This window comes from Streptomyces sp. NPDC019396 (assembly GCF_040632375.1).
Lineage (GTDB): Bacteria > Actinomycetota > Actinomycetes > Streptomycetales > Streptomycetaceae > Streptomyces.
On the sequence record NZ_JBEYBS010000025.1, the window covers coordinates 1 to 22,457 of the forward strand.

The 22,457-nt window shown below is 70.7% G+C and carries 25 protein-coding genes; 12 read left to right on the top strand and 13 right to left on the bottom strand.

Annotated elements, in window-relative coordinates:
- The first annotated feature begins 279 nt into the window (after positions 1-279).
- Entirely contained in the window at positions 280-978 is a 699-nt protein-coding gene (locus ABZ532_RS25295) for a helix-turn-helix domain-containing protein (RefSeq protein WP_361288326.1), read from the top strand.
- 130 nt (positions 979-1,108) lie between these two features.
- The gene (locus tag ABZ532_RS25300; RefSeq protein WP_361288052.1) at positions 1,109-1,492 is read left to right on the top strand and encodes a zinc ribbon domain-containing protein; all 384 of its coding nucleotides are present in this window, start codon (positions 1,109-1,111) and stop codon (positions 1,490-1,492) included.
- Here ABZ532_RS25300 and ABZ532_RS25305 read toward each other — a convergent pair.
- Entirely contained in the window at positions 1,486-1,854 is a 369-nt protein-coding gene (locus ABZ532_RS25305) for a tetratricopeptide repeat protein (RefSeq protein ID WP_361288055.1), read from the bottom strand. The two genes, ABZ532_RS25300 and ABZ532_RS25305, sit on opposite strands and share 7 nt — an antisense overlap.
- 103 nt (positions 1,855-1,957) lie before the next feature.
- Here ABZ532_RS25305 and ABZ532_RS25310 point away from each other — a divergent pair, with 103 nt between their 5' ends.
- From ABZ532_RS25310 to ABZ532_RS25345, 8 genes are all read left to right on the top strand, one after another.
- Positions 1,958-2,923 carry a pirin family protein gene (locus ABZ532_RS25310; RefSeq protein WP_361288058.1) on the top strand — a complete coding sequence of 322 codons (966 nt, stop codon included), beginning with the start codon at positions 1,958-1,960 and terminating at the stop codon, positions 2,921-2,923.
- A 738-nt stretch (positions 2,924-3,661) separates the two neighbouring features.
- Entirely contained in the window at positions 3,662-4,339 is a 678-nt protein-coding gene (locus tag ABZ532_RS25315; protein WP_361288060.1) for a CBS domain-containing protein, read from the top strand.
- 549 nt (positions 4,340-4,888) lie between these two features.
- Positions 4,889-6,679 (top strand): acetate--CoA ligase, encoded by a 1,791-nt coding sequence (gene acsA, locus ABZ532_RS25320; RefSeq protein WP_361288062.1) that lies wholly within the window; start codon positions 4,889-4,891, stop codon positions 6,677-6,679.
- Positions 6,676-7,761 carry a pyruvate dehydrogenase (acetyl-transferring) E1 component subunit alpha gene (gene pdhA, locus ABZ532_RS25325; RefSeq protein WP_361288064.1) on the top strand — a complete coding sequence of 362 codons (1,086 nt, stop codon included), beginning with the start codon at positions 6,676-6,678 and terminating at the stop codon, positions 7,759-7,761. The genes acsA and pdhA overlap by 4 nt, the downstream gene beginning before the upstream one ends.
- Before the next feature lie 2 nt (positions 7,762-7,763).
- Complete coding sequence (locus ABZ532_RS25330; RefSeq protein WP_361288067.1) at positions 7,764-8,759, top strand: alpha-ketoacid dehydrogenase subunit beta; 996 nt, start codon at positions 7,764-7,766, stop codon at positions 8,757-8,759.
- A gap of 2 nt (positions 8,760-8,761) precedes the next feature.
- Positions 8,762-10,156 carry a 2-oxo acid dehydrogenase subunit E2 gene (locus ABZ532_RS25335; RefSeq protein WP_361288070.1) on the top strand — a complete coding sequence of 465 codons (1,395 nt, stop codon included), beginning with the start codon at positions 8,762-8,764 and terminating at the stop codon, positions 10,154-10,156.
- Complete coding sequence (locus tag ABZ532_RS25340; RefSeq protein ID WP_361288073.1) at positions 10,153-10,398, top strand: acyl carrier protein; 246 nt, start codon at positions 10,153-10,155, stop codon at positions 10,396-10,398. Before ABZ532_RS25335 ends, ABZ532_RS25340 begins: the two co-directional genes overlap by 4 nt.
- Positions 10,399-10,408: 10 nt before the next feature.
- Positions 10,409-10,603, top strand: a complete 195-nt coding sequence (locus tag ABZ532_RS25345) for a hypothetical protein (RefSeq protein WP_361288076.1) — start codon at positions 10,409-10,411, stop codon at positions 10,601-10,603.
- Positions 10,604-10,975: 372 nt separating this feature from the next.
- Here the strand turns inward: ABZ532_RS25345 and ABZ532_RS25350 are convergent, their stop codons facing one another.
- From ABZ532_RS25350 to ABZ532_RS25390, 9 genes are read right to left on the bottom strand one after another with little or no spacing between them, the layout of a single operon-like run.
- Positions 10,976-11,608, bottom strand: coding sequence for a V-type ATP synthase subunit D (locus ABZ532_RS25350; RefSeq protein ID WP_361288079.1), 633 nt, complete (start codon positions 11,606-11,608; stop codon positions 10,976-10,978).
- 5 nt (positions 11,609-11,613) lie between these two features.
- A complete protein-coding gene (locus tag ABZ532_RS25355) occupies positions 11,614-12,996 on the bottom strand; it encodes a V-type ATP synthase subunit B (RefSeq protein WP_361288082.1) in 1,383 nt (460 codons plus the stop codon).
- Positions 12,993-14,762: a V-type ATP synthase subunit A gene (locus ABZ532_RS25360; protein WP_361288330.1), complete on the bottom strand. Its 1,770-nt coding sequence runs from the start codon at positions 14,760-14,762 to the stop codon at positions 12,993-12,995. The genes ABZ532_RS25355 and ABZ532_RS25360 overlap by 4 nt, the downstream gene beginning before the upstream one ends.
- Entirely contained in the window at positions 14,759-15,286 is a 528-nt protein-coding gene (locus ABZ532_RS25365; protein WP_361288085.1) for a hypothetical protein, read from the bottom strand. The genes ABZ532_RS25360 and ABZ532_RS25365 overlap by 4 nt, the downstream gene beginning before the upstream one ends.
- Positions 15,283-15,504, bottom strand: a complete 222-nt coding sequence (locus ABZ532_RS25370) for a V-type ATP synthase subunit F (protein WP_361288088.1) — start codon at positions 15,502-15,504, stop codon at positions 15,283-15,285. The genes ABZ532_RS25365 and ABZ532_RS25370 overlap by 4 nt, the downstream gene beginning before the upstream one ends.
- Before the next feature lie 2 nt (positions 15,505-15,506).
- Positions 15,507-15,929 (bottom strand): ATP synthase subunit C, encoded by a 423-nt coding sequence (locus ABZ532_RS25375; protein WP_361288091.1) that lies wholly within the window; start codon positions 15,927-15,929, stop codon positions 15,507-15,509.
- Positions 15,926-17,332 carry a V-type ATPase 116kDa subunit family protein gene (locus tag ABZ532_RS25380; RefSeq protein WP_361288094.1) on the bottom strand — a complete coding sequence of 469 codons (1,407 nt, stop codon included), beginning with the start codon at positions 17,330-17,332 and terminating at the stop codon, positions 15,926-15,928. Before ABZ532_RS25380 ends, ABZ532_RS25375 begins: the two co-directional genes overlap by 4 nt.
- On the bottom strand, positions 17,319-18,227 hold the full coding sequence (locus ABZ532_RS25385; protein WP_361288097.1) for a hypothetical protein: 909 nt from the start codon (positions 18,225-18,227) through the stop codon (positions 17,319-17,321). The genes ABZ532_RS25380 and ABZ532_RS25385 overlap by 14 nt, the downstream gene beginning before the upstream one ends.
- A gap of 5 nt (positions 18,228-18,232) precedes the next feature.
- Positions 18,233-18,712, bottom strand: a complete 480-nt coding sequence (locus tag ABZ532_RS25390) for a hypothetical protein (RefSeq protein ID WP_361288100.1) — start codon at positions 18,710-18,712, stop codon at positions 18,233-18,235.
- A gap of 484 nt (positions 18,713-19,196) precedes the next feature.
- On the opposite strand from ABZ532_RS25390, the gene ABZ532_RS25395 reads away from it, so the two are divergent.
- Together ABZ532_RS25395 and ABZ532_RS25400 are read left to right on the top strand one after the other, a co-directional pair.
- On the top strand, positions 19,197-19,469 hold the full coding sequence (locus ABZ532_RS25395) for a PEP/pyruvate-binding domain-containing protein (protein WP_361288103.1): 273 nt from the start codon (positions 19,197-19,199) through the stop codon (positions 19,467-19,469).
- Between the two features lie 71 nt (positions 19,470-19,540).
- Positions 19,541-20,101 carry a VanZ family protein gene (locus ABZ532_RS25400; RefSeq protein ID WP_361288106.1) on the top strand — a complete coding sequence of 187 codons (561 nt, stop codon included), beginning with the start codon at positions 19,541-19,543 and terminating at the stop codon, positions 20,099-20,101.
- A gap of 142 nt (positions 20,102-20,243) precedes the next feature.
- On the opposite strand, the gene ABZ532_RS25405 is transcribed toward ABZ532_RS25400, so the two are convergent.
- The 3 genes from ABZ532_RS25405 to ABZ532_RS25415 form a co-directional block, all read right to left on the bottom strand.
- Positions 20,244-20,669, bottom strand: coding sequence for an ATP-binding protein (locus ABZ532_RS25405; RefSeq protein WP_361288109.1), 426 nt, complete (start codon positions 20,667-20,669; stop codon positions 20,244-20,246).
- A complete protein-coding gene (locus ABZ532_RS25410; protein WP_361288112.1) occupies positions 20,666-21,547 on the bottom strand; it encodes an MEDS domain-containing protein in 882 nt (293 codons plus the stop codon). Before ABZ532_RS25410 ends, ABZ532_RS25405 begins: the two co-directional genes overlap by 4 nt.
- A gap of 359 nt (positions 21,548-21,906) precedes the next feature.
- A complete protein-coding gene (locus ABZ532_RS25415; RefSeq protein ID WP_361288115.1) occupies positions 21,907-22,320 on the bottom strand; it encodes a TraR/DksA C4-type zinc finger protein in 414 nt (137 codons plus the stop codon).
- Positions 22,321-22,457: the final 137 nt, after the last annotated feature.

Sequence of the window (22,457 nt, forward strand, 5' to 3'; positions counted from 1 at the left end):
CGGTCAGGTCATCGGCGAAGTGCCGGTCACCAGTGGCATCAGGCACGTACTTCACACAGACAACGATCCTCAAGCTCACGCCGGCTCTCCTACTGACTGGCTGATTCCACTGATGGCGCATGGTCGCCGAGGGCGAGCCTATGGCACTCAGTTCCCACAGTAAAGGTACTCAGTGCCAAAATGGCGATCCGGTGTTAGGTTCCCCGCATGACCGAGGTGCGCAGACAAGCTGGAGGAACCGCCGGAAACCCGGCCCCGGGCCCGCAGGCCAAGGTGCCCATGCGGGACGCGCTCGCCGAGGCGGCGTTCCAGCTGTTCATGGAGCGTGGGTACGAGCAGACCACGGTCGACGACATCGTGGCGCGGGCGGGGGTCGGACGCCGTTCGTTCTTCCGCCACTTCCCCTCAAAAGAGGACGCGGTGTTCCCGGACCACGAGAGCTGTCTCGCCGACGTGACCGCGTTCCTGTCCGCCGCGGGGGACGAGGGTGATCCCGTCGCCCGGGTCTGTGACGCTGCCAGGCTGGTGCTGCGCATGTACGCGGCCGACCCCGAGTTCTCCGTGCAGCGCTACCGGCTGACCAGGGAAGTGCCGGGGCTGCGGACCTATGAACTGTCGGTGGTGCGGCGCTATGAACGCACGATGGCCGGATATCTGCGACGGCGTTGCGAGGGCTCGGGGGACGGGGCGCTGCGGGCCGATGTGATCGCCGCCGCCGTGGTCGCCGCCCACAACAACGCTCTCCGCTCCTGGCTGCGTTCCGGTGGTGAGGGCGATGCCGAAGCCGCCGTGGACCATGCGCTCGGTCTCGTGATGGACGTCTGGGGGGCCGACCGGGCGCAAGCCCCGCGGGAGAGCGGCGCCGAAGGCCTCGTCGGGAGCGGCGGTGAGGACGACGTCGTGGTGCTGGTCACCCGTCGGGGCACCCCGATGTGGCGAGTGGTCCAGCGAATGGAAGAGGCGCTGGGCCGTCTCTGACCAGCGCTTTTGATCGCTGGCTCGGAAAAGTTGGCACTCGGTATCTTTACGGCGCGGCACTGAGTGCCATACGGTGCCCTCGCGCCGATGCGACGACGGTGCATTCCGGCCGAGGGCAGGGAGTCGAGACGTGTTGAAGCAAGAATCCGGCACAGCGACGGCGGTGCGCCAGGAGTCCCCACTGACCTACCAGCGGTGCCGCTGGTGCGGCACCGCCTCGTTCCGGCGACTGCTGTGTCCGGTCTGTGCCTCCAGTGACCTGGACGCCGAGCAGAGCGACGGGCTCGCCACCGTCGTCCGTACCAGCGTCGTCCACCGCAACACCGCCGTGGCGCGCAACGAGTCACTGATCCGCTTCCCCGAGGGCTTCATGTTCCGCTGCCGGGTCATCGGAGTCGACCCGCATCTCGTGTGGGTGGGGGCTCCGGTGCGCCCCGCGGCCGGCTGGGACATGGACGCCGGGGAAGCGGTCTTCGAGGTCTGCGAGCCGGGCGGACGCGCGGACCGCTACTGATCCGCGCCTGGCGGCGCCGCGCCGGGAAAGTCCCCGGCCATGGCCGCCGCCATCCGCAGATGAGGTGCGGCTTCGCAGGCCCGCCCCTGCCGTTCCAGGGTGCGGCCCAGCATCAGCCGGGCATAGTGCTCGACCGGGTCGCGGTCCAGGATCTCCCGCAGTTCAGCCTCGGCCTTCCCGAGCTGTGCGGAGTGGTAGTAGGCCCGGGCCAGCAGCAGCCGTGCCGAGGCGTGCCCCGGTGCCTCGTCCACCAGCCCGCCGAGTATCCGTGCCGCGGTGAGGTACTCCTTGGCCTCGAAGAACATCTGGGCACGGTCCCAGCGGTCCGCCGGAGTCCCGAACTCGTAGTAGTGCCCGCTCATTCGCACTCCCGTCCGCACGTTCCGTCGGGTAGCCCAACCACCGGAAGTGGTTGAAAATTCCACATCGGTGTGGCCTGTGGCGCACGGGTCTAGGTTGGTCCCCATGAGCAATCTTGATCGTCAAGCTGCCATGTCCCCCTGCGGCGGCCGCGGCTTCGTCGTGGCCGAACCGGTGCGCGAGCTCCTGGCCCCCCGCCGCGTCCCGCTGGGGGAGTCCACCGAAGTCCGCCGACTGCTCCCCAACCTGGGCCGCCGCATGGTCGGCGCGTGGTGCTTCGTCGATCACTACGGCCCCGACGACATCGCCGACGAGCCCGGCATGCAGGTCCCGCCGCACCCGCACATGGGCCTCCAGACCGTGAGCTGGCTCCACGACGGGGAGGTGCTGCACCGCGACAGCCTCGGCAGCCTTCAGACGATCCGCCCGCGCGAACTCGGACTGATGACCTCCGGCCGCGCGATCAGCCACTCCGAGGAGAGCCCCCGACCGCACGCCCGTCTCCTCCACGGCGCCCAGCTGTGGGTGGCGCTCCCCGGGGCCCACCGGCAGGTGGAGCCCCACTTCGAGCACCACCCACAGCTGCCGCGCATCACCGCCCCCGGTCTCACCGCCACACTGATCCTCGGCGAACTCGACGGCGCCACCTCCCCCGGCACGACCTACACCCCGATCGTCGGTGCTGACCTGTCCCTCGCCCACGGCACCGAGACCAGCGTCCCTCTCGACCCCGACTTCGAGTACGCGGTCCTCTCCATGTCCGGCGAGGCCCACGTCGACGGGGTACCGGTGCTGCCCGGTTCGATGCTCTACCTGGGCTGCGGACGCCGCGAACTGCCGCTGCGCGCGGAGTCGGACGCGGGGCTGATGCTCCTCGGCGGCGAGCCGTTCGAGGAGGAGATCGTCATGTGGTGGAACTTCATCGGACGGTCCCACGAGGACATCGCAAAGGCTCGCGAAGAGTGGGTGAGCGGCTCCCGCTTCGGCGTAGTGGAGGGTTATGACGGCGGTCGGCTGCCTGCCCCCGAACTCCCGCCTGTGGCACTGAAGCCACGGGGTAGGGTGCGCTGACCTGGGGCGATGAGAGAAGGCTGGTCGTCGCCCTGCCGAGCGGGGTACGTCCGCTCCATTCCCGCCGAACGGAAAGTGGCGCATCACCCCTCTGATGGCCTCGGCCGTGCGGCCGGCAGTACCAGGTGTGGTCATCTGCAGGCAGGTTCAGTAGACCCAATGCTGACTCGATGCTGATTTTACTGATGAGGCGTCAGGATGGTGCGTGCCATGTGCTCGCTGGTCCCACTCCTGCCATGGTCGGCCGGTGGTCCGGCGTCATGACCGTTGCTGGATCTTGCCAACCGGTTCGCCTCCGCCGTATCGGCGCCCAGCCACGCCGTCGGCATCCGACCGTGGGCCCACCGCTCGCCCCCGGAACTCGGCCGGCCGCAGGAGCCCACCTCGACCCCGTGCCGTTCGTCGGCCCGCCGACTGTCCGTCATGAGCCCGCGCACCACCTCGGCCAACTCGCCGAGGGGGACCCACCGCCCACCCGCGGGGACGGCGGGCAGGGGTGCGTGGTGCCCGTGTGGCGGTGGATGGCTCCCGGGTCGCGTGTGGGCCGGGAGTCGTGCGGCCGACGATGCCGTGGTCGATGACGAGGGTGCGGAGGACTTCGATCTGCCGCAGCGTGTCGCGGCCGGCCGCTTCCTCCTCGTCGACCCGGGTGTGCCCGGCTCGTGGTCTACTGACCACGGGCCGGGCCCGCACGGTTGCAGGCGAAGTGCCCTGACGAGGCGAGACGAGGAGGCCCAAGTGCCTGAGACCCCGCACATCGTGAGCGATGTGATGACGCATACGGTCGTGGCCGTCGGGCGCGACGCACCGTTCAAGGAGATCGTGCAGACCATGGGGCAGTGGAAGGTCAGTGCCATGCCGGTTCTGGAGGGAGAAGGGCGCGTCATCGGCGTCGTCTCCGAGGCCGACCTGCTGCCCAAGGAGGAGTTCCGCGACAGCGACCCGAGCCTCTTCGAGCAACGTCGGCGCCTGTCCGACCTCGCCAAGGCGGAGGCCGTGACAGCCGGGGAGCTCATGAGCACCCCCGCGATCACGGTCCACCCCGACGCCACCTTGGCGCAAGCGGCCAAAATCATGGCCGTCAGGCACGTCAAGCGACTGCCCGTGGTCGACCACGTGGACATGCTCCAGGGCATCGTCAGCCGTGCCGATCTACTGAAGGTCTTCCTGAGGTCGGACGAGGACATCGAGGAGGAGGTCCGACGCACAGTGGTGTCCTACCTCTTCCCGGCCTTCAGCCACGCCATCCACGTGGACGTCCACGAAGGCGTCGTCACCCTCCGCGGGCACATCCGCGATACCTCGCTCATCTCCGTCGCCGTGCGCCTCGTACGCGCCATTGAGGGCGTCGTGGACGTCGAGCCCCATCTCACCGGCGAGTCCACCACTCCTGCGGACCCTGGGGGCGAGCAGTAGAAGGGAACCGGCACGCACGCGGAAGGTCTCCGACGAAGAGCACAACCGCGGTGCGGGTCTCGCGCACATCCGCGCGCGGTGAGGAAGCTGGTCTGACCTGACGTTCCCGGACTACACCAAGGTGACCGCCCGGCGGGCCGCCCCGTCTTCCGTCGCCCCTACATGGAACCTGACCAGGAGTGGCCGTTCGCCCGGACGGGCACGTCGGCTGCCGGGTGCGGGAGCGCCGACGTGGCCATCGAAGCCGCCGGGGATCCGGAGAGCTTCATCCTGTGTGCCATCGGATGCGGCGAAGCGGAGCGAAGCCGCTCACCGCGCAATCCGGGTCCGTGAGAAGCGGGCAGCCCCCGGCTCCATGATTGCCGAAAGCTACCGCGGCCAGCCGCTCCGGAGTCCTGGAGGGCCTCAGAGGCCGCCGCCGTACACGCCCCGCCGGATGGCTGTGGTGATCAGTTGCGCCCGACTGGCTCGCCATGGGGGCGGTCGCAATGCGACCCGGGCCAGGCTCGGCGACTCTGGAGACAGAGGCAGGCGTCGGGAGGAGCGCCCATGCACTGGGAGACGATCCCAAAGGACACCACACCCGGCGTCACGCCGAATCTCACCGACTACGACCGGGCCTGTTCCGACTTCTCGTGGACGCGGGCGCGCGCCGCGCTGGCCGGGCTGCCCAGCGGCGGGCTGAACATCGCGCACGAGGCGGTCGACCGGCATGCCGTTCCGGACCACGGGGACAAGGTGGCGCTCCGGTGCATCGCTCGTGACAACGCCGTCTCAACTGTCACGTACGCCGAGCTGGCCCTCCGTACGTCCCGCTTCGCGAACGTCCTGCGGTCACTCGGCGTCGGCCATGGGGACCGGGTGTTCTCCCTGCTCGGCCGCTGTCCCGAGCTTTACACCGCGGTGCTCGGCACGCTGAAGAACACCAGCGTCCTGTGCCCGCTCTTCTCCGCGTTCGGCCCCGACCCGGTGGGACAGCGGCTGCGGCTCGGCGACGCCCGCGCGCTGGTGACCACCGCAGCTCTGTACCGCCGCAAGGTCGCCGACCGGCGGACGTCGCTACCCGACCTCGAACATGTCCTCATCGTCGGCCCCGGCGCCGAGGAGCTTCCCGGCACGCTCTCCTTCGACGAACTGATGTCCGCGGCCTCGGACAGCTTCACCATCCCGCCGACCTCACCGGAGGACATGGCGCTCCTGCACTTCACCAGCGGAACCACCGGCACCCCCAAGGGCGCCGTCCACGTCCACGAAGCGGTCGTCGCCCAGCACGCTACGGCCGCCTACGCGCTCGATCTGCACCCCGAGGACGTGTATTGGTGCACCGCCGACCCCGGCTGGGTCACCGGCATGTCGTACGGCATCGTCGCGCCGCTCGTGCACGGCGTGACGGTCGTCGTCGACGAGGGCGACTACGACGCCCGGCGCTGGTACCGGATCCTCGGCGAGCAGCGGGTCAGCGTCTGGTACACCGCGCCCACGGCCCTGCGCATGCTGATGCGGGCCACACCCCGCGAAGGCCCGTACGACCTGCCGCGCTCCTACGACCTGTCGGCCCTGCGGTTCATCGCCTCCGTCGGCGAGCCCCTCAACCCCGAGGCCGTCGTGTGGGGCCAGGACGTGCTCGGCCTGCCAGTCCACGACAACTGGTGGCAGACCGAGACCGGCTGCATCATGATCGCGAACTTCGCGGCATGCGACATCCGGCCCGGCTCGATGGGGCGGCCGCTGCCCGGTGTCGAGGCGTCCGTGCTGAAGCAGGGTGAGGACGGCCGGGCGCTGATCACCGACGGCATGGTGACAGAGGTGGACCGTCCCGACGTGGAGGGCGAGTTGGCACTGCGGCCGGGCTGGCCGTCGATGTTCCGCGGCTATCTGCACGACAAGGAGCGTTACGACGCGTCGTTCGCCGACGGCTGGTACCTGACCGGCGACCTGGTCAGGCGGGATGCGGACGGCTGGTACTGGTTCGTGGGGCGCGCCGACGACGTCATCAAGTCGGCGGGACATCTGATCGGCCCGTTCGAGGTGGAGAGCGCGCTGATGGAACACCCGGCGGTCGCGGAGGCCGGAGTGATCGGCCGACCGGACCCGGTCGCCGGCGACGTCGTCAAGGCGTTCGTGTCGCTGCGCCCAGGCATCGAGGCGAGCCCGGATCTGGAGCGGGAACTGCTGGCCTTCGCTCGTCGACGGCTCGGCCCGGCCGTCGCACCCCGGGAGATCGCCTTCGACCAGAACCTGCCCAAAACCCGCAGCGGCAAGATCATGCGCCGACTGCTGCGCGCCCGTGAACTTGGCCTGCCCACAGGCGACTTGTCGACCCTGGAGGGATCCGTATGAGCCCCGCCCGCGACACCCGCACCCGAAAGGTCTCGGCGGCCCCGAAAGCGACGAAGAAGGCCGCGACAAGCAAGCAGGCCGCGAAGTCAGGGTTCCCCGCCGACTGGCCCGCCACCGGACACAGGGGGGATCTGCTGAAGGCCATGCTGCGCATCCGGCGCTTCGAGGAGCGATGCGTCGAGCTGTACAGCGCCGCGAAGATCCGCGGCTTCGTCCACCTCTACATCGGCGAGGAGGCCGTCGCCGTCGGCGTCAACGAGGCACTCAGCCCTGAGGACGCGGTGGTCGCCACCTACCGCGAACACGGCCACGCACTCGCCCGCGGTATCCCCGCCGAGGCCGTCATGGCGGAGATGTACGGCAGGACGACCGGCTGCAGCGGGGGCCGCGGCGGATCCATGCACCTGTTCGACGCGAGCCGCCGTTTCTACGGTGGCAGCGCGATCGTCGCCGGCGGGCTCCCGCTGGCCGCGGGTCTCGCCCTCGCCGACCGCATGCGTGGGGAAAGACGCGTCACCTGCTGCTTCTTCGGCGACGGAGCCTTCGCCGAAGGGGAGTTTCACGAGACAGCGAACCTCGCAGCCCTGTGGAACCTGCCGCTGCTGCTCGCCTGCGAGAACAACCTCTACGCCATGGGCACAGCCCTCGCCCGGGAGCACGCGCAAACCGACCTGGCCATGCGCGCCGCCTCCTACGGCATGCCCGCCTGGACCGTGGACGGGATGGACGTCGAAGCCGTCGAGCAGGCCGCCCGCCGGGCCGTCGAGGGCATCCGGGCCGGCACCGGACCGCACTTCCTGGAGCTGCGCACCTACCGCTTCCGCGCCCACTCCATGTACGACCCCGACCGCTACCGCGCCAAGGCGGAGGTCGCGCAGTGGAAGGACCGCGACCCGATCAACCGGCTGATGGACCGCATGCGCGAAAACGGTGAGCTGGACGACAAGGAGCTCGCACAGATCGAGCACCAGATCACGGACGAGATCGACCGTGCCGTGGAAGCGGCCGAACAGGCTCCTGAGGAACCGGTCGAGAACCTGCTCCACCACGTCACCAGTTCCTCGGCGGAGACGGTGAGCTGACCATGGGCGCCAGCGGCACGGAAGAGGCGAAGACGACCTACCGGGAGGCGATGCGTGAGGCGATGCGTGAGGCCCTGCGCGCCGACGACCGTGTCTTCCTCATGGGCGAGGACGTGGGCCGCTACGGCGGATGCTTCGGCGTGAGCCTCGGACTGCTGGAGGAATTCGGACCGGAACGGATCCGCGACACCCCGTTGTCGGAGTCCGCGTTCGTGGGCGCGGGCATCGGCGCGGCCCTGGCGGGGATGCGGCCGATCGTCGAGATCATGACCGTCAACTTCAGCCTGCTCGCCCTCGACCAGATCCTCAACAACGCTGCCACCCTGCTGCACATGTCGGGCGGCCAGCTGCCCGTACCACTGGTGATCCGCATGACCACGGGCGCGGGACGGCAGCTCGCCGCACAGCACTCGCACAGCCTGGAAGGCTGGTACGCGCACATCCCCGGCATCCGCGTCCTCGCACCGGCCACCATCGAGGACGCCCGCCACATGCTCGCCCCGGCACTGGCCGACCCCGACCCCGTGCTGATCTTCGAACACGGAAGCCTCTACAACGCCGCGGGCGAACTCGCCCCGTCCGCCGCCCCGGTGGACCTGGGCCATGCCGTGATCCGAAAGCCGGGCACCGACATCTCCCTGATCACCTACGGCGGCTCGCTGCCCAAAGCTCTCGCCGCAGCCGACGAACTGGCCGCCGAGGGCATCAGCGCCGAGGTGATCGACCTGCGTACACTCCGTCCCCTCGACGACGCGACCATCGCCGCCTCCGTCGCTCGTACGCACCGAGTCGTGATCGTGGACGAGGCTTGGCGCACCGGCAGCCTGGCCGCCGAGATCTCCGCCCGCATCGCCGAGCAGTCGTTCTACGAACTGGATGCCCCGGTGGAGCGGGTGTGCAGCGCGGAGGTTCCCATCCCGTACGCCCGGCGACTCGAGGAGGCCGCCCTCCCTCAGACCGCCGACATCGTCGCGGCGGCACACCGGGCGGTGGACTGACCATGGCCGAATTCACCATGCCGTCCCTCGGCGCCGATATGGACGAGGGCACGCTCCAGGAATGGCTGGTTCAGCCGGGTGACCAGGTCCGCAAGGGGGATCCTGTCGCGGTCGTCGAGACCGCCAAGTCCACCATCGAGGTGGAGTGCTTCGAGACCGGGACCATGGGGAAGCTGCTCGTCGAGCCGGGCACGACGGTGCCGGTCGGCATGGCGCTCGCGCTGATCGAGCCGACCGCGGAAGGCCCCAGGAGACGCGAGAAGCCCCGAAAGCCCGAGAAGCCCGATCAGGCGGAGAGGAAGCGACCGGTCCGGTCGGCGCCGAGGCGCACAACGCCCCCCGCTCGGACCGAACCCGCCCGGGTTCCCCTACCGTCCGCCGCCGACGAGCGCGGGCACACCGTAGCGGGCCCCTTGACCCGGCACCTCGCCGAGAGCAGTGGCATCAACCTGGAAGAAGTCCGCGGATCAGGCCCAGGGGGACGCGTCACCCGAACCGACGTCGAGCAAGCAGCCGCAGCCGCCGAGGCCGGCACTTCACCGCCGCGCCTGCGGACCACCCCGCTCGCCCGAAAGCTCGCCGCCGAACTGAACGTCGACCTCGCAACGGTGACCGGGACCGGCAAGGACGCCACCATCCGCTCCGTCGACGTGCGCAAGGCGGCCCCCGGCCCGGCAACCTCAGCCCCACACCCACACCGTGTCGCCGCCCCGGAGGGCTCTTACGAGGACCGGGCAGCCACGATGCGCCAGGCGATCGCCGGTCTGATGGCCCGCGCCAATCGAGAGATCCCGCACTACTATCTCTCCACAACCATCGACTTGGCAGTGGCCATGGGCTGGCTGCATGAGTACAACCGCCGCAGCCCGGTCACCGAGCGGCTGATTCCTGCTGCCCTGCTGCTCAAGGCCGCAGCCCTCGCGGCCCGGGAAGTCCCCGAGCTCAACGGCTTCTGGGCCGACGACCACTTCACAGCACGCGACGACGTACACCTCGGCGTAGCGGTAGCCCTCCGCGGGGGCGGGCTCATAGCCCCGGCCCTGCACGACGCCGACACCCTCGAACTCCCGCAGTTGATGACCGCCTTGAAGGACCTGGTCGCCCGCACCCGAACGGGTCGGCTCCGCAGCTCCGAAGTGTCCGACGCCACGATCACCGTCACCAATCTCGGCGATCAAGGAGTGGAAACCGTCTTCGGCGTCATCTACCCACCCCAAGTAGCCCTGGTCGGCTTCGGTCGGGTCGTCGACCGGCCTTCCGCCGTCGACGGTCTGCTGGGCGTGCGGCCCGTGGTCACGGCCACCCTGTCGGCAGACCACCGGGCAACCGACGGCGCTATCGGAGCCCGCTACCTGACAGCGGTAGACAGACACTTGCAGAACCCGGAGCAGCTATGAACCGCACCGAAGCACTGGGCATCGTCAAGGAGTCGATAGCGAGCGTCATTCCCGACGCCGACTTCACCACCCTGGGGCCCGACGACAAGTTCCGCGAAGCCCTCGAAATGGACTCGCTGGACTTCCTGAGCTTCGTCGAGACCCTCAGCGAGCGGACCGGTGTCCGCATTGACGACGAGGACACTCCGCGACTCACCACGCTTGCCGACAGTGCCGACTTCCTCGTCGACCGTACAGAGTGAGGAGACCACGATGACTGAGAACGTCGCCCCGGACGAGCATGAAAGGCTGCGCATCCTGGAGTCCCAGGTGCAGGTCCTGGCCCAGGCCATCAGAGCACTGACCGAAGGCCTGGAGGAAATCCCCTCAGAGGACACCGAGATGGAGAAGCAGGCAGCCCGCGGCGCGCGACTTGCGCACGAAATCCTGCTCTCCCAAGGACTCTAAGGAGCCGGCCGATGAGGTCTGGGAGCAGTGAGCTCTCCGGCGGTGTCCGTTTCGGCAAGGACGCCTTTGGGACGGGTGGCCCGTGAGATGGCCGAGTAAGGGGTCGGCTCCCGGTGGCCTGGAGCGTCCTTGAGGAACCACCCGGGCCGACCACTCGCGACACGCCCTCGCAACGGGACCTGAACCCCGCTCGCGAACTCCACTTCCGCCGCCAGTGTTCCGTGGCCCCGGGGGACTACGTAGCGGCACCGGGATTCTCGAAAGTGAGGCGAAGGAGGCGGGGCGCAAGTCGTCATCGGGTCGGGCAGGGCGCAGAAGTCGGCCCACGCTCGCCGTACGGGTCGCCGGCTGAGGCACCGCGTCGCGCGGGTTTCAGCAGTGCGACTCGCCCTCTTCCCGCATGCGGGCGGCCCACCGCCGCCGGACGGTGTCCTCGTGCTCGCTCTGCTCCAAGGTGAGGTCCGCGCGAGCGAGGGCCTCCTGCAGGCGCGGGATCCAGTGGCGCTGCAGCGCCCGGACCCGCTGGCGGGTGCTGAGCATCTCCGCGCCGACGATCCTGGCGGCGGCCCGGTTGCAGGCGCAGTCGGCGGCCGCCGTCACCGCCCGCCGGTAGGCGGCTTCGGCGTTGATCAGGGCCGTGTTGCCCGGTACGACAGCGGTCGGCGGGCGAGCCGGGATCGCGCAGGAGACCTGCGACGGGTGCAGCGCCCCCATCGACGTGGTCCAGCTGACGGTGACATCCGCCGGAGCGAGACCGGCAGCCGCCGTATCCAGGGCGTGCTCCCCGCTCAGGACGAGCCCGCGCAACAGCCAGGTCTCGGCCTCCCTCAACAGCTCGCGCCAGGCGGCGGCAGCGTCCTGCTCGGCCTGTACGAGGCGCTGGTGCTCTGCACGGAGGATGCTCAGCTTCCTCTCGAGAAGGTCGGCGCCCCGCACGGCGACCGCCAGACTGCGCCGCAGACGCAGTCGCCCGGCACGCCCGGGTGGAATCCGGAGGGTGGCCACTGCCTTCACCCCCGCTCCGCACCGCGGGCGTCCAGCAAATGGGCCGGGAGCATGGCGAGCTGACTACGAGGCAGGTCGAGCAGGACCTGCCAGGCGTTCTCCAACGTCTCATCGAGAGTGCGCAGTTCGTCACGGCGCTGGTGCACAAAACGTCGTAGGAACGCCTCGTCGAAGTTCAGGTACCGGTGGTCGGTCGGGCTGAGCGCCGCCTGCCCGACCAGGTCGGCGAGTTCGCGGACCTGCCGGGCCCGGGCAAGGGCAGCAAGCATCTGGGCGGCGACGTCGAGATGGTCGGGCCGGGTACGACCGGGACCGGCCCCCTTGCGCATCAGCCGGGAGAGCGACGACAGGGCGTCCACCGGCGGGTACACCCCGAGCGCGTGCGTCTCACGGGACAGCACGATCTGCCCCTCCGTGATGTACCCGGTCAGGTCCGGCACCGGATGCGTGATGTCACCGGCGGGCATGGTGAGCACCGGGAGCACGGTGACGGAGCCGGGCCGGCCCCGGATGCGCCCGCAACGCTCGTAGAGAGAGGCCAGGTCGCTGTAGAGATAGCCGGGGTAAGCGCGACGGGCCGGGACCTCGCCACGTGCCGCGGAGACCTCCCGCAGCGCCTCGGCATAGCTGGTCATGTCGGTCATGACCACGAGCACATGCTTGCCTCCCTCAAAGGCGAGGTACTCCGCAACGGTGAGCGCGATCCGCGGGGTCAGGATGCGTTCGATCACCGGATCGTCCGCGGTGTTGAGCAGCAGCACCAGCTCTCCCGCGGCGGACCGCTCCTCCAAGGCGTCGCGGACGAGGGAGGCGTCGGCGTGGGTGAGGCCCATACCGGCGAAGACGACGCTGAACGCCTCTCCGGCCGCCGTGGACTGGGCGGCGATCTGGACGGCGAGTTCCAGGTGCGGCAGCCCTGCGATGGAGAACACCGGCAGCTTCTGGCCCCGTACGAGCGTGGTGAGCGCGTCCATGACGCCGATACCTGTGAGCACCGGCTCCCCGGGCGGTTCCCTGCGCACCGGGTTGATCGGGTTCCCGGCGACGGCCGCGGTGTCGGATCCGAAGATCGGCGGCCCGTCGTCGATCGGATCGCCGCGGCCGTTGCAGACCCGGCCCAGCCACCCCGAACCGACCGGGATGCGCAGCGGCTGCCCGGCGAAGGCCATCCGGACCCGTGCCGGATCCATGCCGGCGGTGTCCTCCAGGACCTGTACGACGGCGAGTCCGCGATCCACCTCCAGCACGAGTCCATGCCGCTCCTCGCCGGAGTCGAGCGTGATCCGGACGAATTCGTCCCAGCCGACGCCTGCCACCCCCTTCACGACGGCGAGCGGGCCGCGCAGTTCGCGGATCGCTGTGTACTCGACCTCGCCCCAGCCGGTCACGTCGCCTCCCGCAGCCCGGCGAGCACAGCGAGCATGGCGTCCCGCCGGGTCGCGACGCCCGCGGCATCGTCCGGGCCGACGTCCTCACGAGCGCGCAGCAGCGGTCCGAAGTCCACCTCCTCGATCGCCGAGGCGGGCACCTCGGCCTCGACGAGCTCTCGGCATCGGTCGACGACCGCATGGACGGCGTCGACCAGGGCCGCGGCCTTGTGCGCACCGCAGTAGGCGTCCTGGGCCGACAGCGCGCTCTGCTGAAGGACCCCCTCGCGGATCAGTCGGCCGCCGAGCACGCTGATCCGCTCCGGGGCGGGGAGGGCGGTGATGCCGATCAGGTCGACGAGGTCGGCCAGCCGGTCCGCCTCGGCCAGCAGTCCGGCCGTCCGGGCGCGCCGGGCGGCCCAGTCGGGGTCGCCGGCCTCCGCGTGGGCGGAGGCGAGGGTATCCGCGTCGCGGGAGAAGGAGCCCGCCCAGGAGACGGCCGGGTAGTGCCGGGCGTAGGCGAGGTCGCGGTCCAGGGTCCACAGGCAGCGCACGAACCGTTCGGTGTGGGCGGTGACCGGCTCCGTCATGTCGCCGCCGGGCGGCGAGACCGCGCCGACGACGGTGACCGAGCCCTGGTCACCGCCGAGCGTGGTCACCGCGCCGGCCCGTTCGTAGAAGGCGGCGATCGCCGAGGCCAGTCCCGCCGGATAGCCCTCTTCCGCCGGCAGAGCACCGGTACGGGAGGCGAATTCGCGAAGTGCCTCGGCCCACCGGGAGGTCGAGTCGGCGATGACCACGACGTCGAGCCCCATGTCGCGGAAGTACTCGGCGACCGTGGTTCCGGTGTAGATGCTCGCCTCGCGGGCCATCATCGGCATGTTGGAGGTGTTGGCGATCGTCACCGTGCGCTCGGCGAGCCGGCCTCCGGTTCGGGGATCTTCGAGCGCGGCCAGTTCGGTGATGACGTCGGCCATCTCGTTGCCGCGCTCTCCGCAGCCGATGTAGACGATCACGTCGGCGTCGCACCACTTGGCGATCTGCTGCAGCAGCATCGTCTTGCCCGTGCCGAAGCCGCCGGGTACGGCGACCGTGCTGCCCCTTGCAACGGGGAAGAGCAGGTCGATTGCGCGCTGCCCGGTGTTCAGCGGCTGCCCGGCGGTGAGGCGCTCGCGGACCGGGCGCGGGCGGCGGATGGGCCAGTCGCCGGTCATCCGGACCGCGGTGCCGCCGACGACGGCCAGCACCGCGTTCTCGGGGTGCTCCGTCTCGGGGACGATCCGCTCCACGGTCCCTGCGGCGCCGGGCGGTACGAGGATCCGCACGGGCACCGGTCCGGTTCCCCGGACCTCGCCGAGGGCCTGCCCTTCGGACACCCGCTCCCCAGCCGTCACCCCAGGTGTGAACCGCCACGAGCGGTTGCCGTCCCCGGTCGTGCTCGCGCCGGGAAGGAGCCATTCGCCGCTGCCCGACAGCGGGCGCAGCAAGCCGTCGAAGATCCCGCCGAGCAGGCCCGGACCCAGCCGGGCGGACAGCGGTGTGCCCAGGGGCCGGGCGCCGTGCCCAGGAGCGAGACCGCCGGTGTACTCGTAGGCCTGGACCGTGACGACGCCCTCTTTGATCGCCACCACCTCGCCGGGCAGGCCCGCATCGCCCAGGGAGACCAGGTCGTACATGGCCGTGCCGTCTGCGTACTCCATTTCGACCAGGGGGCCGGCGATCCGCAGGATGCGGCAGGGCTGTTCCCGTCGGCCTGCCAGGGCGGCTGCCTCGGGCGCGCTCCTCATGGTGTCCACAACGACTCCGCCTCCGCACCGAGCCGGTCCAGCGCACGGGCGGCGAGGGCGTCCAGGGTGCAGTCGCCCCGGCGGCCCGGCGCCTGGGCCACGATTCCTCCACCGGGGTGCTCGGCGACCTCGGCCTCCGGGCCGAGGAGCCGGCGGGCCCGTCGGCGAAGTCGGTCGCGGATCGCCGGGTAGTCCGCGGTGTGCCGCAGGCCGCGGATGCGTTCGGTGGCACGGCTGCACAGCTCCTCGTACGCCTGCCTGCGCACGCCGAGTTCGCGGGCGCGGATGGTCCTGCGGACCCGGGTCAGTTCCGCGGTGCTTCCCCGGGCCGCGTCGGTCTCGCCCTGGCGGCGGGCGTCGTCGAGGATCGCCGCTGCCTGGGCCCTGGCCTCCTCGAGCAGCGCCTCGGCTTCACGGTCCGCACGGGCCAGCAGCTCCACGGCGTCGGCCCGGGCCGCGCGCAGCAGCCGCTCCCGCACCGGTTCGAGGGCGGCGGGCTGGTGGTCCGGGGCCGGGGACCTCATGCCGGCATCACCGCCGTCAGCGGCCGGGCGCTCTCCAGCAGCGCCGGGCCCAAGGTGTCGGCGGCGGCCGGGGTGACGATCACCAGGGCGACGTCCTGCGGCAGGCCCTGCCATGCCCGGCGTACGGCCTCCGGCTCCTCGGCGACCAGGACGGTCACACCAGCCAAGGCCAGGCCCGCCACCCGGGTCTGCTCTCCGATGGCTGCGATGCGACCCATCGTCAGGCCTTCCCGATGAGGATGATCGCGACGACGAGGCCGTAGATGGCGATCCCCTCGGCGAGTCCCACGATGACCATCGCCCGCCCGAACAGCTCGGGCCGTTCGCTCAGCGCCGCCAGCGCGGCGGCTCCGGTGTAGGCGACGGCGATCGCCGCGCCGATCGACGCCCCGGCGACCGCGATCGCGGCCCCGATCAAAGCCGCCGAGCCGGAACCGGTTGCCTGGGCAGCGGCCTGGGTAGCGGATGCCTGGGCGGGCGCCCCGCTCAGGGCCACGGTCAGCAGGGCCAGCGCGCCCACGAGCAGAGCCGCGTCGGCGGCGACGATCAGCCGCACGGCTGCACGGCCGCGCCGCCGCAGCAACAGCCGCGTGCCACAGAAGGCCGCCGCGACGACGGGCAGGGCGATGAGCCAGGCGATCACGACGCCACCTCCATGTGCTGTACCGGAACGTGCCACGGGCGGAATGGACGGCCCTGGGTCTCGAAGACCCGGGAGAACAGTTCGTAGAACTCAAGCCGCAGCGCCTGCACCCCGGCCACCAGCGCCTCCAGCGCGAAGGCGAGAGCATTGCCGACGGTGAAGAGAACCACGGCCCCCAGCAGCGCCACGGATCCCTTGACTGCCAGCCCTGTCGTGCCGCGCCAGACGATCTCGCCCAGCGCGGCGTGGGTGAGCCCGAAGGCCGCCAGCCGCGCGAAGGAGACGACGTTCGAGCCGATGCGCATCACGACGTCGAAGAGCTGCACCCCCGTCTGCACGGCACCGCCGACCCCGCCCGCCGAGGCCGTGAACAGCCCCGAGCCCGCCAGCGCCAGACCGGTGAACGCCAGCACGGCACCGCCGAGCACGAGACTGGTGCGCCCCGCGAGCACACCACCGGCGAGCACGGCGAAGCCAAGGAAGAGCATGGCGCCGGCGACGCCCGACGCCGCGTACAGCGCGTTGGCCGGACCGCCCTCCCGCCAGCGGTTCACGATGCCCGCCCCGTACGCAAGAGCCAGGAGCGCGGCGCCGAGCCCCACCGCGGCGGCGAGCAGGAGCATCGGCTGCTGCAGCGGGTCCAGCCACAGCACCGGCAGCACACCGGTCGGGCCGAAGAACTCGCCGTAAGCAACGCCCGCCGCGGTGCTGGTCAGCCCGGCTCCGGCCACAAACGGCCACAGGCGCCGCAGCGGCGCAAGGCGGGCGGGCCGGCCCAGATACAGCAGCAGGGCGGCCAGGAGCAGCAGTGCCCCGTGGCCGGCGTCGCCGAACATCAGGCCGAACATGACCACGAAGACCATGCCGGCGGGCATGGTGGGGTCGATGTCCGCGTACGGCACCGTGCCGTACGTCCGTACCAGCGGGGAGAAGGAGCCGCGCACCGCGCCGGTGTCGCGCAGCAGAGTCGGCGGATCGGTGCCGCCGTGAGTCCGTATCGGCACCATGACGCCACCTACGTCAGCGAGCCGCGCGGCCGTCGCGCGTACTTCGGCGGCGGGGCACCATCCGGCGAGCGCCGCCACCGTCCCGCGCCGGACGGCACTGCCGATCCGCTCCTCGATTTGTGCCTCGCCCGCCAGGAGATCGGTCCGACCCGCCCGTTCGAGGACGTCGAGATCCGGCGGGGCCACGCACAGGAGGGCGTCCGGGGGCTCGGTACGCAGCCGCTGCAGTCGGCGTGCCGCAGGCCCTGGGGTCGCGTGCGCGGGGTCCTCGATCCGGTCGATCTCGACATTGCCCGCCTCGGCGATGCGGATCAGTGTCTCGCGCAGGGTCTCGTACGGCGCCATGATCGCCACCCGCTGCATGCGGACCGGGCGCATGGCCTCAGACCAGGACATCGAGGGCCTCCAGCGAGCCGCCACCGCGCGCGGCCAGTTCGAGGGCACCCCGAACCCGCCACGCGTCGGCCGAGAGCAGGGCGACGGCGCCGACGACGGGCGAGGAGCCGAGGCCGGAGCCGCGCATCAGGTCACGTCCGTCCCGCTGCAGCCGGATCCACCACCTCGTCTCCGCGCGCCACAGGTCCGCCGGCGTCTCGATGCCGTCCATCACCCAGCGCGCCGTGGCCGGCAGACGCCGCGCGAAGTCGGGGAACGACGCCGCGCCCACGGCATCGGAGCCGAGCACCCGGGCGGCCCGGCGCGCGGACGGCGGAGTCAGGGCCCGGTCGGCGAGAAACACCTCGCGGCCCACCAGCAGCGCGAGTCGCCCCGCCGCCCAATGCACCGCCTGCGGTACGGCCGCCGCGGTCCGCTGGGCGGCAGCGATCCGTATACCGACCGCCACCGCCGCCGCGGAGTCGGCTCCCGGATCGCCCCACACGGAACCGGCCAACGCGGCCCGCAGCTCGGCCGGCGAGCCGGCCTCGGACAACCTCGGCCATGCGGTGGCCAGCGCCCCCAGCCGGTACGGCCGGACAGCCGGAAGCTGCTCCGCGCCCGACAGCACACGGGCGTGATCGTCGACGTTGGCCGTCTCGAACCCGGAGGCGAGCAACCGAAGCATGGCCGTTCCCGCGCGTGGCTGCCAGCCGGCGAGTACCCGCAGATGCCACAGCAGGGTCGCCGAGACGGCCCGCTGGGCGCCGGCCAGCCCGGCTTCCATATCGAGATCGCGGCGATACGGCGTGGCCGCCAGATACCCGAGAGAGTCGGCGAGCGTCGCGGCGCCGGCCACATCCCGGGCACCGGCGACGCCCAGGCACCTGGACACCATGGCCCTGGCCCGCGTCACACCTGCTACCCACCCGGCGCCCACCGCGGTGATCCCCCTTCCTGCCGCTCGTCGTCCGGGGCGGACAGCTCTTCGATCACCCCGGCCACCACGCGGTCCACGAGCGAGGGCAGGCGATGCTCGACCCGGTCCCGCAGGGCGGCGACATCGCGTTCGGCAGCCGCCAGCAGGGCCGCGGTCTCGGCTGCCGTGGCGTCATGAATCCGGGCGGCACTCTGTTCCCGTACGCGTGGGGCGGCGGCGCGGGCCCGGTCGACGATTTCCGCGGCCATCCGTTCGGCTGCCTCGCGACGCCGTACCGCCTCCGCGGACGCTTGCTCCCGCACCCTCCGCGCCTCAGCCTCCGCGCCTTGGAGAAGGGCGAGCTGTGGCTCCAGTTCGGCTGCAAGCTCGGCCGACCGGTCTGCGGGCACGCCTCCTGCGGCGGCAGGGCCGGGCAGCCCGACCGGCCGGAACCGCATCAGGAAATCCCGGAATCCCGCCATCACGCCGCTCCTGCGAGTCGATCTGCCGATCCGAGTCCAGTGTCCACGCCAGAAAAGTCCACGTCTCGTTGAGTTGGGCCGCGCGTCCCCGATCAGGGTCGGCTGCAAGTGATCACGAGTACGCCCGCAGCCCGCCGCGGTGTCCACGGGAACCCCATGGCCCTGCGCGACGTCGGCCCGGGTCGCCCCTGGCCGGCGTCGACCTCACGGCCTCGGCACGCCGCGGAGGTCTCCGCGAGGCCAGCGTGGCATCGGTGCGGTCGGCGAGCAGTACCCCCAGGCCCGGCGGCGGACCGGGGCGATCAGCGGGGTGCGGGTGCGAGAGCTCGGGCCAGGCCGGTCCGGCCGGGATCTGCCAAATCTTCCGGATTCCCAGCTCCAGGCCGCACACTGCGACAGTCGCCGTGGCCGGTAGCACGACCAGCAGTAGTCCGGGCACCGTGGAAAGAGGTCGCCCACTGCCGGAAAGAGGAGGCACTCCGCCATGGCACGTCATGTGTACGACTCCACCGAGGGCGGCCGGGAGATGGCCGGCCGGCTTGGAGGCAAGGGTGCCAACCTCGCCGAGATGACCCGAATGGGCCTGCCCGTGCCGCCGGGCTTCACCACCACCACTGGAACCGGGCCCGCGCCCTGTGCACGGCGGCTGCCCCCGGCTGGCCGCCGTCTCCTCGACCTGCCTGCATGCCCTTACGTTGCGATGGCGATGGACTACCGGGGCTGGATGCCGGATCGTTCGGCCGTACGGCCCGGGTGAACAGGCCGCGGACGGCGTACTGCCCCGTCTAGCGGGTAACGGAACGTTCAACCACCCTGAGGGGGCTTGAAATGGCTCGGACAGTCCTGCGCCGCAAGACCAGTGAGGAATCAGGAGAGCGGAGCGTTTCCCCCACGCCCCCGCGTTCCAGGGGGATTCGCGTGGTGGCCATGCTGCTGGCTTTCGCCGGGACTGTGGCCTTCGCGGTGGTGCTGGCCAGGCTGACGCTGGAGCCCTCGGCTGCCTCCGAGCCGTTGACGCACACCAACCTCCGTCCCGGTGACTCCATCCGTGACTACCTCGCGCAGCCCGCATTCCGGGACACTGTCAAACAGCTCGGCGGCAATGTCGTTCTCGGCATGCCGTTCGGCATGCTGCTTCCGGTGCTCGTACCCCGCGCACGGGGACTCGTTCGTGTCGTAGCGGTCACGGCGTTGGCGATGGTGCTGGTCGAGCTGGTGCAGGGCGCCCTTGTCACCGGCCGTGCCTTCGACATCGACGATGTCGTGCTCAACACGACGGGTGCCCTCCTGGGATACCTGCTCATCGGTCGTCGGCTGGGACGTGCGGTGCACCCACGGCGCCAGCACTGGTGGCACCGTTTCACCAAGCGACCGACTGCCGTCGGCTAGCTTGATCTTCAACCTGTGCGGCGGGGACGCTCCCCCGGGCGCGGCACGCTGAGCGCTCTCGAGCGCCCGGGGCGCAACAGCGGTGGTTGGTGTGGTGATCTTCGACTCCACCGAGACGGCCGGGCCGCAGCCTGGCCGGATCTCAGGTGGCCGACAGCCGCATGGCGTAGGTGACGTCGGTGCCGACGGAGCTTTTGACGATTGTCATGTGGTCGGTGAACTGGCGGACGAGCCAGAGTCCACGCCCGCTCTCGGAGGCTTCCAGGGCAGGTGGCACACAGGGGATGACGTCTTCGTCGAATCCGGGGCCTTCGTCGGTGACCTGGCAGCGCAGGGCGTCCGGGGTGAGGTAGAGCCTGAGGGTGCCCGATCCTCCGCCGTGCCGCACGGCGTTGCAGGCCACCTCGTGCATGGCCAGGACGAACTCCGCGCGCCGGGGCTCGATGAACCCCGCGATCGCAGCGAGTTCGTCGACCCGGAGGCGTAGCTTCGCCAGGTCCCCGGCACTGAAGTGCGTGTCCAGCAGGAGCTCTTCTCCTGCGTGAGCCGGGTTGAGCTGCAGGGTCATTGGCTGCCCCCTTCGGCTTTGACCAGGACCAGGATGTCCGCCGACGGCACTCCGATGTGGCGGAGCAGGGCCGCGTTGAAGGGGGAGCAACGAATCTCCACCCGCTCATGCGAACAGTCCTGCTTGATGCGGCGAAGCATGTCCGCCGCGCAGGTCACCGAGAGGAACGACAGCGGACTGAGGTCAAGGATCAGTGACTGATTGCCGGGGAGTCGGGCGAGCGCGGCCCGCAGGGCGGCGTTCCACTGCTCGCGGGTGGACCAGTCCGCTTCCCCCACCAGTCGCAGCCCGTGGTCGGACTGAAAGGCTCCCAGGTCTCCGGGGTGCTCCAGCAGTGTTACCGGGTGCCCGACGCGCATGGCTTCCAGCGTTTCCGGAGCGAAGTGGCGCCGGTCGTAGGTGCAGATCTCCGCGTACAGACGGTCGGCGAACAGTGCCTCCGCGTGTGTTTCGCGGTGCATGACACCCTCGACGTCCATGCCGAGGTCGGCCACCCACGCCATGTCGATGATGGACCGCAGCCCCGTGTACCCGTCGGCTCGGGCCTGTTCGGTCTCCTCCCGCAATCGCCCCATCTGCCGCTCGGCAGTGAACCTGCGGTGTGGATGGATCAGCTCACGCATGCTGGAGAACCGCAGTTGACCGCTGCCCAAAGCCGCCTCGGGCACACCGTGCGGAAACAGCCGCCGGGACGCCTCGTCGTGCGGGACCTCCGGATCGGCCATGACGATGACCTTCTCGTTGCGGGACAGTCCGAGCTGCGCGAAAACCCCCAGCACGCCCCATCGCATGTCGTCATCCGCGTAGTGCGCAAAGGCGTGATCTCCGAGACGCATCTGCTCCACCGCCAGGGTGTGAGCATCCACGGGAACGGCCATGGCCCCCCTTCCTACATTCGAACGGCCGCACTGGCTCAAGCACAGCACCTGCGGCTGTGGTGAAGAATGCGACGGTACAGTTCGGCGTTCCATCAGGAGTCGCCATCACGGCTTTCGACAACATCTGTTCTGATGACGTCACTTCCTGCTCGCGCGGGCATGCCGAGTGCGGTGTGCGCCGGAGCGCACGCACAGAGAGTGCGGCCGAGTACCGAAGCCGGCGGCCGGGCCGCGACTGAGTCCGAGCCGTAGCGTCGGGGGCAGTGCGATCACCCAGGACCGGCCGTTCTTCGGTCGGGCGCGCCAGGGTCCGCTGACAAAGGACGGGTTCAAGCCACCCATCTACGGCAAGGAGGGCGTCAGGCGGAGCGCCGCGGTCGGCGCGGGTCGGACCGGGCGCAGCGTACACAGGTGGTCGCCGCCGGCCGGACCTCCAGGCGCTCGGGCGGGATCCTTCTGCCGCAGCTTTCGCACTGCCCGTACTCACCCCGTTCGAGGCGTGCCAGCGCCTGATCCAGTTCTTCCAGGTGCTCACGCGCCAGCGCCATCAGAGCGGCCACGTGGGCCCGCTCGAAGGCCGTACTGCCCCCGTCGGGGTCGTGCTCGTCATCGACCGCGACCAGGGCGTTCGCCGCAACGATCGCATCGAAGTCGCGGGCCAGCGCGGCCGTCCGTTCGACGGTGTCGGCGCGGTCGGCCGCGAGACGCGCGCGGGCGGAAGCCGAGGTGGACGAACTGCGCTCGCCGTGGTCGCATCGGGATGGATCTCCCATGCTTGCGACAACGCCCGGCTGCAGCCCCTGATTCCCACGTCGTGTTCTCCACCCCTGAAACAGGGCCGCTGGCTTCCGGGCCCGGCACGACCGTTCTTCCTTGAGCAAGCTGAAGAGTCCGAGAGGGGATGGCAAGC

Excerpts from the sequence above, each read along its gene's own strand:
- ABZ532_RS25295 (WP_361288326.1), top strand. The coding sequence starts at position 280 with ATGCGGGACGCGCTCGCCGAGGCGGCGTTCCAGCTGTTCATGGAGCGT.
- ABZ532_RS25305 (WP_361288055.1), bottom strand. The coding sequence starts at position 1,854 with ATGAGCGGGCACTACTACGAGTTCGGGACTCCGGCGGACCGCTGGGAC.
- ABZ532_RS25310 (WP_361288058.1), top strand. The coding sequence starts at position 1,958 with ATGAGCAATCTTGATCGTCAAGCTGCCATGTCCCCCTGCGGCGGCCGC.
- acsA (WP_361288062.1), top strand. The coding sequence starts at position 4,889 with ATGCACTGGGAGACGATCCCAAAGGACACCACACCCGGCGTCACGCCG.
- pdhA (WP_361288064.1), top strand. The coding sequence starts at position 6,676 with ATGAGCCCCGCCCGCGACACCCGCACCCGAAAGGTCTCGGCGGCCCCG.
- ABZ532_RS25330 (WP_361288067.1), top strand. The coding sequence starts at position 7,764 with ATGGGCGCCAGCGGCACGGAAGAGGCGAAGACGACCTACCGGGAGGCG.
- ABZ532_RS25335 (WP_361288070.1), top strand. The coding sequence starts at position 8,762 with ATGGCCGAATTCACCATGCCGTCCCTCGGCGCCGATATGGACGAGGGC.
- ABZ532_RS25340 (WP_361288073.1), top strand. The coding sequence starts at position 10,153 with ATGAACCGCACCGAAGCACTGGGCATCGTCAAGGAGTCGATAGCGAGC.
- ABZ532_RS25345 (WP_361288076.1), top strand. The coding sequence starts at position 10,409 with ATGACTGAGAACGTCGCCCCGGACGAGCATGAAAGGCTGCGCATCCTG.
- ABZ532_RS25360 (WP_361288330.1), bottom strand. The coding sequence starts at position 14,762 with ATGAGGAGCGCGCCCGAGGCAGCCGCCCTGGCAGGCCGACGGGAACAG.
- ABZ532_RS25365 (WP_361288085.1), bottom strand. The coding sequence starts at position 15,286 with ATGAGGTCCCCGGCCCCGGACCACCAGCCCGCCGCCCTCGAACCGGTG.
- ABZ532_RS25370 (WP_361288088.1), bottom strand. The coding sequence starts at position 15,504 with ATGGGTCGCATCGCAGCCATCGGAGAGCAGACCCGGGTGGCGGGCCTG.
- ABZ532_RS25380 (WP_361288094.1), bottom strand. The coding sequence starts at position 17,332 with ATGTCCTGGTCTGAGGCCATGCGCCCGGTCCGCATGCAGCGGGTGGCG.
- ABZ532_RS25390 (WP_361288100.1), bottom strand. The coding sequence starts at position 18,712 with ATGGCGGGATTCCGGGATTTCCTGATGCGGTTCCGGCCGGTCGGGCTG.
- ABZ532_RS25395 (WP_361288103.1), top strand. The coding sequence starts at position 19,197 with ATGGCACGTCATGTGTACGACTCCACCGAGGGCGGCCGGGAGATGGCC.
- ABZ532_RS25400 (WP_361288106.1), top strand. The coding sequence starts at position 19,541 with ATGGCTCGGACAGTCCTGCGCCGCAAGACCAGTGAGGAATCAGGAGAG.
- ABZ532_RS25405 (WP_361288109.1), bottom strand. The coding sequence starts at position 20,669 with ATGACCCTGCAGCTCAACCCGGCTCACGCAGGAGAAGAGCTCCTGCTG.
- ABZ532_RS25410 (WP_361288112.1), bottom strand. The coding sequence starts at position 21,547 with ATGGCCGTTCCCGTGGATGCTCACACCCTGGCGGTGGAGCAGATGCGT.
- ABZ532_RS25415 (WP_361288115.1), bottom strand. The coding sequence starts at position 22,320 with ATGGGAGATCCATCCCGATGCGACCACGGCGAGCGCAGTTCGTCCACC.